The sequence below is a fragment of the Pseudomonas rossensis genome (genome assembly GCF_039888995.1).
In the GTDB taxonomy this organism is placed as follows: domain Bacteria; phylum Pseudomonadota; class Gammaproteobacteria; order Pseudomonadales; family Pseudomonadaceae; genus Aquipseudomonas; species Aquipseudomonas rossensis.
Genome location: NZ_JBBWCB010000151.1, coordinates 1 through 12,660 on the forward strand (window position 1 = coordinate 1; position 12,660 = coordinate 12,660).

General features: G+C 60.5%; 14 protein-coding genes and 1 pseudogene. 7 read left to right on the forward strand and 8 right to left on the reverse strand.

The annotated features are described in order from the left end of the window. The 4 genes from mgtA to WLY71_RS26230 form a co-directional block, all read left to right on the forward strand. The coding region (mgtA, locus tag WLY71_RS26215; RefSeq protein WP_347805859.1) for a magnesium-translocating P-type ATPase at positions 1–1,780 on the forward strand (1,780 nt) is incomplete at its 5' end. A gap of 160 nt (positions 1,781–1,940) precedes the next feature. Further along, positions 1,941–3,602 (forward strand): Na/Pi cotransporter family protein, encoded by a 1,662-nt coding sequence (locus tag WLY71_RS26220; protein ID WP_347805860.1) that lies wholly within the window; start codon positions 1,941–1,943, stop codon positions 3,600–3,602. Then, a complete protein-coding gene (locus WLY71_RS26225) occupies positions 3,590–3,943 on the forward strand; it encodes an SLOG family protein (RefSeq protein WP_347805861.1) in 354 nt (117 codons plus the stop codon). The genes WLY71_RS26220 and WLY71_RS26225 overlap by 13 nt, the downstream gene beginning before the upstream one ends. A 171-nt stretch (positions 3,944–4,114) precedes the next feature. Next, on the forward strand, positions 4,115–4,432 hold the full coding sequence (locus WLY71_RS26230; RefSeq protein ID WP_223433471.1) for a DUF2388 domain-containing protein: 318 nt from the start codon (positions 4,115–4,117) through the stop codon (positions 4,430–4,432). A 51-nt stretch (positions 4,433–4,483) separates the two neighbouring features. Here WLY71_RS26230 and WLY71_RS26235 read toward each other — a convergent pair whose 3' ends face one another. Further along, positions 4,484–5,416: a pyridoxal-phosphate dependent enzyme gene (locus WLY71_RS26235; RefSeq protein ID WP_347805862.1), complete on the reverse strand. Its 933-nt coding sequence runs from the start codon at positions 5,414–5,416 to the stop codon at positions 4,484–4,486. A gap of 67 nt (positions 5,417–5,483) precedes the next feature. Continuing rightward, the gene (locus tag WLY71_RS26240; protein ID WP_282482603.1) at positions 5,484–6,275 is read right to left on the reverse strand and encodes an SDR family NAD(P)-dependent oxidoreductase; all 792 of its coding nucleotides are present in this window, start codon (positions 6,273–6,275) and stop codon (positions 5,484–5,486) included. Between the two features lie 123 nt (positions 6,276–6,398). Between WLY71_RS26240 and WLY71_RS26245 the strand changes: the two genes are divergently transcribed. Then, positions 6,399–7,346, forward strand: coding sequence for a GlxA family transcriptional regulator (locus WLY71_RS26245; protein ID WP_347805863.1), 948 nt, complete (start codon positions 6,399–6,401; stop codon positions 7,344–7,346). A 135-nt stretch (positions 7,347–7,481) separates the two neighbouring features. Beyond that, positions 7,482–8,141, forward strand: a complete 660-nt coding sequence (locus WLY71_RS26250; protein ID WP_347805864.1) for a methyltransferase family protein — start codon at positions 7,482–7,484, stop codon at positions 8,139–8,141. On the opposite strand, the pseudogene WLY71_RS26255 reads toward WLY71_RS26250, so the two are convergent. The 6 genes and pseudogenes from WLY71_RS26255 to WLY71_RS26280 form a co-directional block, all read right to left on the reverse strand. Next, a pseudogene (locus WLY71_RS26255) lies at positions 8,135–8,799 on the reverse strand (HAD-IA family hydrolase). The gene WLY71_RS26250 and the pseudogene WLY71_RS26255 overlap by 7 nt on opposite strands. A 110-nt stretch (positions 8,800–8,909) precedes the next feature. After that, positions 8,910–9,122, reverse strand: a complete 213-nt coding sequence (locus WLY71_RS26260; RefSeq protein WP_008156959.1) for a DUF1059 domain-containing protein — start codon at positions 9,120–9,122, stop codon at positions 8,910–8,912. A gap of 175 nt (positions 9,123–9,297) precedes the next feature. After that, a complete protein-coding gene (locus WLY71_RS26265) occupies positions 9,298–9,705 on the reverse strand; it encodes a response regulator (RefSeq protein ID WP_347805865.1) in 408 nt (135 codons plus the stop codon). Between the two features lie 182 nt (positions 9,706–9,887). Further along, a complete protein-coding gene (locus WLY71_RS26270; RefSeq protein ID WP_347805866.1) occupies positions 9,888–10,169 on the reverse strand; it encodes a pentapeptide MXKDX repeat protein in 282 nt (93 codons plus the stop codon). A 71-nt stretch (positions 10,170–10,240) separates the two neighbouring features. Next, on the reverse strand, positions 10,241–11,026 hold the full coding sequence (locus WLY71_RS26275) for a molybdopterin-dependent oxidoreductase (protein ID WP_347805867.1): 786 nt from the start codon (positions 11,024–11,026) through the stop codon (positions 10,241–10,243). Further along, positions 11,023–11,643, reverse strand: a complete 621-nt coding sequence (locus tag WLY71_RS26280; RefSeq protein WP_347805868.1) for a cytochrome b/b6 domain-containing protein — start codon at positions 11,641–11,643, stop codon at positions 11,023–11,025. The genes WLY71_RS26275 and WLY71_RS26280 overlap by 4 nt, the downstream gene beginning before the upstream one ends. Positions 11,644–11,809: 166 nt before the next feature. Here WLY71_RS26280 and WLY71_RS26285 point away from each other — a divergent pair. Next, the coding region (locus tag WLY71_RS26285) for a class I SAM-dependent methyltransferase (RefSeq protein ID WP_347805869.1) at positions 11,810–12,660 on the forward strand (851 nt) is incomplete at its 3' end.

Consider the following 12,660-nt stretch of genomic DNA (forward strand, 5'->3'; position numbering starts at 1 on the left):
CTCCAAGGGTGACTGGGGCGATGCGTTCCTGTTTGCCCTGGCCGTTGCCGTTGGTCTGACCCCGGAAATGCTGCCGATGATCGTCAGCGCCAACCTGGCCAAAGGCGCCATGGCTATGGCCAAGCGAAAAGTGGTGGTCAAGCGCCTCAATGCGATCCAGAACTTCGGTTCGATGGACGTGCTGTGCACCGACAAGACTGGCACCCTGACCCAGGACAAGATCATCCTCGAGCACCACATCGACAGCCACGGCCGGCGCGACGATTCGATCCTCGAACTGGCGTGGCTCAACAGCCATCACCAGAGTGGTCTGAAGAATCTGATGGACCAAGCCGTGGTGCAATTCGCCAACGCTAATCCAACGTTCCGTGTGCCGTTCGCCTACAGCAAAGTCGACGAATTGCCGTTCGACTTCGTCCGTCGGCGCCTGTCGATCATCGTCAAGGACAGCCGCGACGATCACCTGATGGTGTGCAAGGGCGCGGTCGAGGAAATGCTCAGCATCGCCAGCCACATCAATGAAAGCGGCCAGGTGGTCGCGCTGGATGCACAGCGACGCAAAGACTTGCTGGCCCTGGCCAACGAGTACAACGAGGACGGTTTCAGGGTACTGCTGGTTGCCACCCGCGAAATCCCGAAAACCCAAAGCAAAAACCAGTACAAAACCGCCGATGAGCGCGACCTGGTGATTCGCGGCTTCCTGACCTTCCTCGATCCGCCAAAAGAAACTGCCGGCCCGGCCATTGCCGCACTGCGCGACATGGGCGTGACGGTCAAGGTGCTGACCGGCGACAACGCCGTGGTCACCTGCAAGATCTGCCGTGAAGTCGGCCTCGATCCAGGCACGCCGCTGCTCGGCCAAGACATCGAGCACATGGACGACACCACCCTCAAGCTGCGGGTCGAAGAACGCACGGTGTTCGCCAAGCTGACACCGCTGCAAAAATCCCGGGTGCTCAAGGCGCTGCAAGGCAACGGTCACACCGTGGGTTTCCTCGGCGACGGCATCAACGACGCCCCGGCGCTACGCGATGCCGACGTCGGGATCTCGGTGGACAGCGGCACGGACATCGCCAAGGAATCGGCGGACATCATCCTCCTGGAAAAGAGCCTGATGGTGCTCGAAGAAGGCGTGCTCAAGGGCCGCGAAACCTTCGGCAATATCATGAAGTACCTGAACATGACCGCCAGCTCCAATTTCGGCAACGTGTTCTCAGTGCTGGTGGCCAGTGCGTTCATTCCATTTTTGCCGATGCTGTCGATCCACCTGCTGCTGCAAAACCTCATGTACGACATCTCTCAGCTGGCGTTGCCGTGGGACAAGATGGACAAAGAGTTCCTGCGCAAACCGCGCAAGTGGGATGCGAAGAACATTGGTCGCTTCATGCTGTGGATCGGGCCGACCTCGTCGATCTTCGACATCACCACGTTTGCCCTGATGTGGTACGTGTTCGCCGCCAACAGCGTGGAAATGCAGAGCCTGTTCCAGTCTGGCTGGTTCATCGAAGGATTGCTGTCGCAGACGTTGGTGGTGCACATGCTGCGCACCCAGAAGATTCCGTTCTTCCAGAGCACGGCTGCATTGCCGGTGATTCTCGCGACCGGTGTAGTGATCTGCCTGGGTATCTACATCCCCTTCTCGCCGCTGGGCGCGCTGGTCGGCCTGGTGCCGTTGCCATGGGAATACTTCCCTTGGCTGGTGGGTACTTTGCTCAGCTACTGCGTGGTGGCGCAGACCATGAAGACGATCTACATCCGCCGGTTCAAGCAGTGGTTTTGATCGGGCAACCCCAATTGCCCTGATCACCACAAATCCCTGTGGGAGCGAGCTTGCTCGCGATAGCGGACTCTCAACCAACACAAATGTTGAATGTACAGCCGCCATCGCGAGCAAGCTCGCTCCCACAGTAAAATGTCACGCTTAAAAAAGGAGAGTTCTCATGTCGGGAACGACTCTACTGATCAACCTCGCGGGCGCCATTGCATTGTTGCTGTGGGGCACGCATATGATTTCTTCGGCGCTGTTGCGCGGCTTCGGCACGCCACTGCGCCACTGGATGGGCCGGCATCTGAACAACCGCTGGCTGGCCCTGCTCGCGGGCATCGGCATCACCGGCGTCTTGCAAAGCAGCACCGCCGTCAGCCTGATGGCCACCTCGTTCACCGCCGCCGGCACTCTGGGCCTGGCCCCGGCGCTGGCGGTGATGTTCGGCGCCAACATCGGTTCGACCCTGGTGGTGCAGCTGCTCAGCGCTGACATTTCGATCCTTACACCCATCGTTTTACTGACCGGCCTGACCGTCTTCCGGCTGCGGGATGACTCGCGTTTCGAGAGCGTCGGCTGTGCATTGATCGGCCTGGGGCTGATGCTGATGGCCCTGCATATGCTCGGCTCGACACTGGCCGACGTGGAAGGCACGCCCGTGTTCCAGCTGATCATGCAAAGCCTCGACGGCGACCTGCTGATTGCGCTGCTGGTAGCGCTGCTGGTAGCGCTGATCCTTACCTGGCTCTGCCATTCGAGCGTGGCCGTGGTGCTGCTGATCGTGTCCCTGGCCGCCACCGGAATGCTCTCGGCAACGACCATCGTCGCGCTGGTGCTCGGGGTGAACATTGGCGGTGCGTTACCGTCGGTGATCAATGCCGGCTCGAACGTCGGCCGGCGCCTGCCCCTCGGCAATCTGCTGGTGCGGGCCTTGGGCGCAGCGGTGGTGTTGCCCTTGGCCGGGTGGCTGGCATCGCTGAATCTCGATCCGGCGGCGCGGGTGGTTTACCTGCACACCGGCTTCAACCTTTTGCTGGCGCTGGTGTTCATCGGTTTCACCGAGCCCATGGCCAGACTGCTGACTCGCCTGTTGCCGGAGCCGGCGCGGGATGTCGATCCGGGCATGCCGCGCTACCTCGACGAAGCCGGGCTGGAGGTGGCCAACATCGGCCTGTCCAACGCCGCCCGCGAAGCCCTGCGCATCGCCGACATGCTCTCGGCCATGCTTGAGTGCACGCTGCAGCTGTTCCATACCTCGGCGCCGGCCTGTGCCGAGGAGGTGCGGCGCATCGATCAATCCACGGACCTGTTGAGCGCGGCGATTCGCGCCTATCTGGCGGACATTGGCCAGGAAGGCATCAGCGACAGCGATGCCGATCGCGCCCAGGAAATCCTCACGTTTGTGATCAACCTCGAACACGCCGCGGACATTCTTTCCAGCAGCCTCACGCAGTTGGCCATGCGCCGCTTGCGCCGCGGTGAACACTTTTCGGTGTTCGAGTTGCGCAACATTGCGCCGTTGCACGAGGCGCTGCTGGAAAGCCTGAGCCTGGCGATCACCGTGTTCCTGCGCGAAGACATTGCCACCGCGCACCAGTTGATCAGCCGCAAGGAGAGCGTCCGGCGACTCGAAGCCGACGCCAGCCGTCAGCACTTTCGCAAACTGCAGGAGGACAAAAACACCTGGGCTGAATCCGGCGACATCTTTCAGCGCGTGCTGCGTGACTATCGTCGCGTACACCACCACATCGCCGCCCTCGCCTATCCGCTGCTGGAACGGGCGGGTGAGCCGTTGGGCGATGATCAGGCCAAGGAGGCCTCGCCATGCGCGTCCTGATTTGTGCCGGCCGCCATTACGCCGACAGCCACCAATGCCGCCGCGTGCTCGACGCCTTCCAGCGCCTGCACCCGGTGCAGGTGCTGATCCATGGCGGCAATCAATACCTGGGCGCCGACATCGAGGAATGGGCCCGAGAACACGGCGCCGACATCGTGCGCTACCCGCCCAACTGGCAACGCCACGGCAAACTGGCCGAACGCCTGCGCAACCACTTCATGCGGCACGACAGCCGCCCCGACGTGGTCATCGCCCTGCCCGGCGGTGAAGACACTGAAGAACTGGTCGCACAGGCTCGGGGGAAGGGTTTGCAAACGTTATCGGTAGCGGATTGGGGCTAAATCCAGGATCTGTCAGTAAAAGAGGAACCCTGTGGGAGCGGCGAGGGGCTGAGTTTTTTCAGAGGCAGGCGTTGGACTGATAACGCTTCGGCAGGGAACTCCTGGCGACCGCCACGCATCCTACAGATGTGGTACTTCCTTTTTTGCTTCACGCTTTCAGAGGACACCGTCATGCGCCGTCTGATTATCATCTCTTCACTAGTGCTTTGTTTGCCCGTTGGTTCAGCCATGGCCGATGTAGATGCAAAAGATGTCGCCACCTCGGCTGGGGTTTCCGCATCGCTGTACTCGACCTTCAAGGATGACAAACGGGTGATTCCGGCCCGAGATGACGCCTCCAGCTTCGTTGCCAGTGGCGGCGCGATTCGTGGTGTTTATCTGGAGTCGTACTTAAAGCAGATTCGTCAGGAAAATCCCGGCCTCAACGCCAGCGACGAAGACCTGGCCAGAGCAATCCTCGTCCAGGAAGGCGTAGCTGCGGGTCAATAAAGGCTGAAAAAATAGCGGTGGGGCTGCAGCACACGGATAACGTTTGCAGCCCTACCTTGCTTCGGCGCCGGTGGATAATCGCGCCCAACCCGCCACCAATTGCGCGCTGATGCTCACGCCGCCGCACACCACAATCACCACATCATGGGCCTCGGCAATCGCCGGATGGTCCAGGTATCCAATCGCCAACGAAATACCACACGCCGGCTCGACCAACTGGCGCAGGTCGTTGGCGTAACGCACCACGCCCATGATCGCCTCGTCATCGCTGAGCACCACGCACTCGTGGGGAAAATCGACGATATGCTGCACCGGCCAGGCGGCCACCTGAGTAGCGCCGAGCGACCTGGCGACCGTATTGATCCGGGGAAATATGACCGGATGTCCGGCACTGACAGCGGCGGCAAAAGACGCAGAACCTTGGGTTTCACACGCGATGATCCGGCAGTCCATGCGCTTGTGGCGGATCAATCCGGTGAGAATCCCCGCCAGCAAACCTCCGCCCCCTACCGACATCACAAGTGCATCGACCTGAGGACAATCCTCGAGGATTTCATCGACCATCGTGCTGTGCCCTTCCCACAGCACCGGGTGATCGAAGGCTGGCACGTATTCAGTGTCAGCGCCCCGCGCGAGTTCTTTGGCCCGTAGATTGGCTTCGTCCCAGACCTTGCCATAGACGATCACCTGGGCACCGGTTTTCCTGATCCGTGCCCGGGTGGTTTCCGGCGTGGTGTGCGGCACCACAATGCAGGCTTTCAATCCCAGTCTGGCGGCAGCCACGGCGGTGGCGAACCCGGCGTTGCCGCCGGAAGGACAGATCACTTTGCGTTTCCCTTGCTCCGCTGCCTGGCTGCACAAGAGCCCTATGCCACGAAGTTTGAATGAGCCGCTGGGTTGCAAATTTTCCAGCTTGAGCCAGATTCGTCGGGATGGAGTCGACAGGTCTGGATGCAGAATCAAGGGCGTTCTGATGTGAAGCATGGTGGAGCTCCTTAAGGGTGAACGGTCCTAATCCAAGCTTAGTTCACCCTGCCCGACGGCTACCGCTTCAGCGATAACGCGGTGCTGCGGTGGAGTTGCCGAACAAACCTGAAAGCGTCTGACGCTGGGCTTCGTAGGCGTCCCACTGATCGCCTTGGTGCAGGCCCGGGATGGTCACCACTTCGCCTTGCGCCAGGCCCGTCAGCGCGGCGTCGACCATGTCCTGGGCAGACATCACGATCTCTTGCGGCAGGTTTTCCACCGGGTTGCCGGCCTCACTCCAGAAGTCGGTGGCGGTGGCACCGGGCAATACGGCCTGGATACGAATGCCTTTGTCGGCCAGCTCGCGGTGCATCGATTGGCTCAGGCCGAGGACAAACGCCTTGGTCCCGCCATACACGCCGTTGAGAATTTCCGGGGCGATGGCAACGATCGAAGAAATATTGATCACAGTTCCTGTGCCGCGAGCGACGAAGCCGGGCACCACCGCGTAAGCGAGGCGCATCAAAGCGGTCACGTTGAGGGTGATCATGTCTTCCATGTCATCCACCGGGCTGCCGAGCAGCGGCATGACGGCGCCGACCCCGGCGTTGTTGACCAACAGGGTGATACTGGCGTCGGAGCGTAGAATTTCTTCGACCCGCCGCACGTCGGCCTTGTCTTTCAGATCAGCGGCGACCACTTCCACGGCGCGGCCGGTTTCGTTACTCAGGTGGTTGGCCAGGGCATTCAGTTTTGCCTGGCTGCGGGCCACCAGAATCAGGTCGTAACCCTGCCGGGCCAGACGGTCGGCATACACCGCGCCGATGCCTGAAGAAGCGCCAGTGATCAGTGCGGTGCCTTTGGATGAGAGGGCCATGTCGATTTCCTTCACAGTGATGCGATAACGTCGCCGGGTGTGAACCGTTATAAAGGGTCTAACGCTCGTCTCAAATGACGTTTAAAGTACGTTTTTCGGACATGACCTTTTGAGGACATCTCGATGACTTCCGTGGCATTTGTAGTGTTTGAAGGGTTCCAGTCCATGGCGCTGGCGGCCATGCCGGTGTTCGAGTACGCCAATTTCAGTGCTGGCGAAGCGCTTTATGAGGTGAGCGTGGTGTCCGAAGACGGCCGCACGTTGCGCGCTTCCGGTGGGCTGAGCGTCGGCACCGAGGCCTTTGGTGAGCGGGTGTTCGACACGGTGATTGTGGTGGGCGGCGATGCCATCCTCGCGCAGGCACCCGAGGGCGTACTGAACTACCTGCGCGCAAACGTTAAAACCGCACGGCGCACGGCGTCGATCTGCTCCGGGGCGTTCGTCCTGGCCCAGGCCGGTTTGCTCGACGGACGGCGCGCCACCACCCATTGGGCTTATGCACGGGAGCTGCAAGCGCGGTTTCCGTCGATCAAAGTGGAAGAAGACCGCATCTACGTCGTCGACGGTTCGATCTGGACTTCCGCCGGGATGACCGCCGGCATCGACCTGGCGCTGGCCATGGTGGAAAAGGATCACGGCGCCGCACTGGCCCGTTCCGTGGCGCAGAAACTGGTGATGTACCACCGCCGCGCGGGCGGCCAGTCGCAACACTCGGCGCTGCTGGAACTGGAAGCGAAATCCGACCGCATTCAAACCGTCCTTGGCTATGCGCGAGAACACCTCACCGAGACATTGTCGGTGGAGCAACTGGCAGACGTCGCGCGCCTCAGCCCTCGGCAGTTCAGCCGGGCCTTCCGGGCAGAAACGGGTCAATCACCGGCCAAAGCCATCGAGAACCTGCGCCTGGAAACGGCGCGGCAGATGCTGGAACGCGGGCGCCTGACCCTCGATCAGATCGCCGAAGAATCCGGCTTCAGCGACTGCCGACGCATGCGCGAAGCCTTCCTTCGGGCGTTCGGGCAGCCGCCGCAGGTGATCCGGCGTAATGCCAGGGCCGACACGTCTACGTAGGAGCTGCCGAAGGTTCGGGCCGCGTTCGGACGATCTTTTGATCTTGGCCGTCCTCAATACCGCTCAAGATCAAAAGATCGCAGCCTGCTGCAGCTCCTACAATGAACGGTGTCAGGTCCGTTTGTGGAGGTGCAGATGAAAATCTCGGCCAAACTGGCGTTTTTCGCCATTGTTTCCACCCTCGCCTACCTTGGGCTCGCAGTGTGGGGGCTTGGCGGATTCTCGGCGTTTTTCTCTCATGCACCGCTGGTAGTCATTGTGTTTGCCACTGTGGTGATGGCCATCGCGTCCTTGTTCACTGAGGTCAACCTGAGTTCCGGTGAACGTGAAGACCGGGCCAATCGTTGGGTGCTGCCGGCGTTCGGGGTGATCGGTTTATTGAGCGGGTACCTGCCGGCCTACACCGACCGGATCGATTTCTGGACCTTTGGTGGCGAAGGTGTGCGCTGGCTCGGGGCATTACTGTTCATCATCGGCGGCACGCTGCGGCTGTGGCCGGTGTTTGTGCTGGGCAAGCGTTTCAGTGGACTGGTGGCGATTCAGCCGGGGCACACACTGGTCACCGACGGGATTTATCGCACCTTGCGCAACCCCAGTTATCTGGGGCTGATGATCACTGCAGTGGGCTGGGCACTGGCCTTTCGCTCCGGCGCTGGCCTGTTGCTGGCCGCGGTGACGCTAATCCCGCTGATCGCCCGCATTCACTCCGAAGAAGGGCTGTTAAGGGCGCAGTTCGGCAGCGAATACGAGGCTTATTGCGCCCGCAGTTGGCGGTTGATTCCTGGGGTTTACTGAAGGTCCCGCGGCTCAAGACGCAGCAGATCATCTGCCTCCACGCGGCTGCCGACCGACTCATAGCTGGCGAGCGTGGCATGCGGGGTCCGGAGCGGATGGTCGTGGGTCGCAGTCACCACGATAAGGCCTGCGCCCGCCGCCTCGGCGGCGAGAATGCCCACGGTGGCGTCTTCAAAAATCAGACAATCGGCCGGCTCAACGCCCAAGCGCTTGGCCGCCAGTCGATAGCCCGCGGGATCAGGCTTTCCGGCACTGACGTCTTCGGCAGTAACCATCACCAAAGGCTCTGGAATATCCGCCGCAGCGCCAATGCCTTCGGCGCCGAGGTGACGATCGCCCACTGGTTGGCGGGCAGCGACTTCAGGAAATTCGCCGCGCCAGGCACCTCGATGATCCCCTCGACATCCTCGATTTCTGCCTCGGTGATGAACGCCGCTTCAACCTCGGCATCCACCCCGGGCAACGCCAGACGATTGATGGTGTCGATGGCGCGAACGCCATGGATAGTGGGCAAGAATGAGACGACATCGACGCCGTGGCGCAAGGCCCAGGCCGCCCAGATCCGCTCGGCAGCGGCGATGGAGTTGAGGACGGTGCCATCCATATCAAACAGAAAAGCGCGGTACGGGGTATTGAAGACAGATTCTTGAGCAGACAAGGGGAGCTTCCTCTCGCAAGTGCCAGGCGGGTTCGCCGAGCAATGTAGCATTTGCGAGGAGCTGCCGAACGCGGCCCGAGCCTTCGGCAACTCCTGCAGAGGTCTCCTCACTAAGCAGGACGCGGTGCTTCAACAGGCGGGGTACCGTCGTGAAACATCGTCTTCAGTTGAGCACGCAGTTCCGGTGAGTCGGTGTGCTTGTGAACACTGACCGCATGCTGTGCGGCGGCCTCGAGCAGTTCGTTTTCAGAGTCTGCGGACAGAGCGACCGAGCATTTGGCATCACTTGGAAACTCTCGGCAGTCGATGTATTTACGCGCCATGATCTTCTCCTCCCTACGACGAAGGCAGGCCGTGGCCTGCGTGAACGATCACTCGACGCGTCACCCCATACATCAAACACGATTGCATGTCGCACCGAGTGTGCCGACTCTTGAAGTATAGGCCCGCCACAAGGCGCATCGTGCCAGGTTGTAGTGGCCTGATGTGCCGCAGGTTCTACAGGGTACGTTTCGACTTCAAGGCACCTTCCACACAGTCCAGCAACTGCCCAAGCGCCCACGGTTTCTTGATGAACGACACCGAATGCCTGACCCCGGCGCTTTCAGGCGTTTCGAAACCGGACATGATCATGATCGGTTTGTCGGGCCAGCGGTCGCCAAACAGATTGGCCAGGTCCGCGCCATTGAGTTTGCCCGGCATGGTGATGTCCGTGAGCAATAGACGGACGCCTTCGGAGTGTTGATCCAGATACTTCGACGCGGCATCCGCGCTGGTCTGCGGTTCAACCACAAAGCCTTCCTCCTGAAGAATTTCGCAGAGAAACTCCAGGATCAGCGGATCGTCCTCAACCACAAGAATCAACCCGCCAAGGAGATGATCGCCCGCCGTCGATACTGGTCTCATGACTGTGCCACTCCCTGATTGCCTAGATGATTTCGCGGGCTTAAATCCGCTACCTATCAGGTATGAGCAGCGGACTTCGCGGAAATTCATTTTTGATACAACCGGGCGATAAATCGGGCGTCCATACAGCACTGTATGGGCGCCGAAAAACCAGGGTCTGGCCTCGAAGAAGGGTGTTGGGATCAGTACGACGGAGCGTCTTTTTTCATGGCGTCCTTGGACATCGCGTCCTTCTTCATTCCGTCCTTGGACATGGTGTCTTTCTTCATCGCGTCCTTGCTCATGGAATCCTTGGACATGGCGTCCTTTTTCATCGTGTCTTTGTGCATGGCGTCTTTAGACATTGAATCCTTGCTCATGCTGTCGTTGCTCGTGCCGTTATTGGTTGTTGCATCGGCGGCAAACACGCTGGCGGTGCCAAACGCCAGGCACATGGAAAGTACGGTGGTCGCTAACTTTTTCATGATGAAACTCCTCGAAGCACAGGTTGCGAATGAGCGCAGCGGGCGCTGCGCAGTGAAGTGGCCAGGCGCCATCAGCTGCCACCGAACCAGTTGTAGCCCTGGTCTTCCCAGTAGCCACCCGGATAGGTGTTGGTGACGAAAATCGCCTGAATGTGTTTGGGATTCTTGTAGCCCAGCTTGGTGGGCATGCGCAGCTTCATCGGGAAGCCGTACTGGCGAGGCAGCACCGCGCCGTCATAGGTCAGCGTCAACAAGGTTTGCGAATGCAGCGCGGTGGCCATGTCGATGCTGGTGTAGTAGTCGTCGGCGCATTTGAAGCCGACATATTTGGCATCCGTGTCGGCACCGACCCGCTTCAGGAAGTCGCTGAACCGCACGCCGCCCCAGCGCCCGATCGCGCTCCAGCCTTCGACGCAAATGTGCCGGGTAATCTGTTCGGTCTGGGCCATGGCGCGCAGTTCTTCCAGGCGCCAGCTTCGCTTGTCCGCGACCAGCCCGGTCACTTCCAGTCGATAATCGGTTTCCTCGACGACGGGTGCCTCGTCAATGCCGTAAAACGCATTGAACGGAAACGGCCGGGTGATCATTGACTCGGGATAGGTCGGCGCCAGGGTATTGGGGTTGAACAACCAGCCCTGCACCCGATCGTTGAACCGCGACATGGAGGACAACGCGGTTTCGACGCTCTCGTTGTCAGTGAGGTTGCAGCCGGACAACATGGCCACGCCGCCGAGGGTCAGGCCGCGCATCAGGAACGAGCGTCGTGAGCGGTCCTCGATCTGTGGGGCAATGATTTTCCTGGCATCCGTCAGGATGGACGACTCGTCCAGCCCTGAGCCTTGAATGCGCTTTTTCATACGACCTCCTTGCGACCGACAATCATGGCCCACAACGCTTTGGGAACCAGCGCGACCATCACCAGATGAACCGCGACAAAGGCCACCAACAGCGACATCGCGATGAAGTGCACGTGCCGCGCGCCTTCGTAACCGCCGAGCAACTCACGCAACAGAGGAAACTGGACGGACTGCCACAACACCAGCCCGGAAATCACCAGCAGCGTGATGTCGACCATCACGAACAGGTACGCCACCCGTTGCACCTGGTTGTAATGACTCAGATCGGCATGCCCCAATCGGCCCCGCAATGCCGCCCACAGGTCATGCAAAACCCCTTTGGGTGAGACCGGGAAAAAGCGCCGTTTCAGACGACCACTGACGAGGTTGATGATCAGGTAGACAAGACCGTTGACGGCCAGAAGCCACATCGCAGCGAAATGCCATTGCAACGCGCCTCCGAGCCAGCCACCCAACGTGATTGCCTTGGGAAAACTGAAGTCATAAAGCGGAGACGCGTTATAGATTCGCCAACCGCTGGTGACCATGACCAGCACCGCCAAGGCGTTCAGCCAATGGGTCAGCCGTAGCCAGCGGGGATGGCTGCTGACCGTGGGTGAAGCAGGTAACTGCGACATGATGGGCTCCCGGCGGTTGATCGTTGGAGCCGAGTATGCGAGCCGACAGATCGCCAAATCCTCACGTAAAGTTAAATTAAACGTGATAACTCTCGGCGCCTTGCAACGGTCCTCGCGCCGCAATTGTGTTTAAAATGCCGCCCCTCCAAATTGCCGACGTTGCCCGATGAACTCAGATGCCCTCTCCACCCTCCACGACCATTTACTGACGGCCCTGGCAACTGCCCCCGCAGAAACCCGCCGACTGTTCCACGGCCGGGGCCGGTGCTGGCCGGGGCTGGAGCAATTGACGGTCGACTGGTTGCAGGGCGTGGTGCTGGTGTCGCTGTTCAAGGAACCCGAAGCGTCGCAGCTGGAAGCGTTGAAACAGAGGCTGATGGACGTCACGCAATCGCCTGCGTGGACGCAATCCGGCGCGCATACACTCTTGCTGCAACATCGCTACCTGCTGCAAAGCACCACCGAGTGGCTGTTGGGGGACGCGATCGACGAGATGACGATCACCGAGGGCGGCCTGCATTACCGGGTGGACCTGGGCCGCAAACAGAACACGGGCCTGTTCCTCGACATGCGTTACGGCCGCGACTGGGTGCGGGCCAATGCCCAAGGCAAGCGCGTGCTGAATCTGTTCGCCTACACCTGCGGATTCTCGGTAGCGGCCATCGAAGGGGGTGCGACGCACGTGGTCAATCTGGACATGTCCAGCCCGGCCCTGAGCCGTGGTCGCGACAATCACCGGCTCAACGGCCACGACCTGAGCAAGGTGACGTTCCTCGGTCATGACCTGTTCAAATCCTGGGGCAAGGTGATCGGCAAGGGCCCCTACGACCTGGTGATCATCGACCCACCGTCCTTTCAGAAAGGCAGTTTTCTGCTGACCAAGGACTACCAGCGCGTGCTGCGTCGACTGCCGGAATTGCTCAGCCCCGAAGGCACGGTTCTGGCGTGCATGAACGATCCGGCGTTCGGTGCGGACTTCCTCATCGATGGCGTCACCCGCGAAGCACCGAGCCTGCG

Coding starts and splice junctions, on each gene's coding strand:
- WLY71_RS26225 (WP_347805861.1), top strand. CDS start 3,590: ATGCGCGTCCTGATTTGTGCCGGCCGCCATTACGCCGACAGCCACCAA.
- WLY71_RS26270 (WP_347805866.1), bottom strand. CDS start 10,169: ATGAAAAAGTTAGCGACCACCGTACTTTCCATGTGCCTGGCGTTTGGC.
- WLY71_RS26280 (WP_347805868.1), bottom strand. CDS start 11,643: ATGTCGCAGTTACCTGCTTCACCCACGGTCAGCAGCCATCCCCGCTGG.
- WLY71_RS26220 (WP_347805860.1), top strand. CDS start 1,941: ATGTCGGGAACGACTCTACTGATCAACCTCGCGGGCGCCATTGCATTG.
- WLY71_RS26240 (WP_282482603.1), bottom strand. CDS start 6,275: ATGGCCCTCTCATCCAAAGGCACCGCACTGATCACTGGCGCTTCTTCA.
- WLY71_RS26250 (WP_347805864.1), top strand. CDS start 7,482: ATGAAAATCTCGGCCAAACTGGCGTTTTTCGCCATTGTTTCCACCCTC.
- WLY71_RS26235 (WP_347805862.1), bottom strand. CDS start 5,416: ATGCTTCACATCAGAACGCCCTTGATTCTGCATCCAGACCTGTCGACT.
- WLY71_RS26275 (WP_347805867.1), bottom strand. CDS start 11,026: ATGAAAAAGCGCATTCAAGGCTCAGGGCTGGACGAGTCGTCCATCCTG.
- WLY71_RS26245 (WP_347805863.1), top strand. CDS start 6,399: ATGACTTCCGTGGCATTTGTAGTGTTTGAAGGGTTCCAGTCCATGGCG.
- WLY71_RS26260 (WP_008156959.1), bottom strand. CDS start 9,122: ATGGCGCGTAAATACATCGACTGCCGAGAGTTTCCAAGTGATGCCAAA.
- WLY71_RS26265 (WP_347805865.1), bottom strand. CDS start 9,705: ATGAGACCAGTATCGACGGCGGGCGATCATCTCCTTGGCGGGTTGATT.
- WLY71_RS26230 (WP_223433471.1), top strand. CDS start 4,115: ATGCGCCGTCTGATTATCATCTCTTCACTAGTGCTTTGTTTGCCCGTT.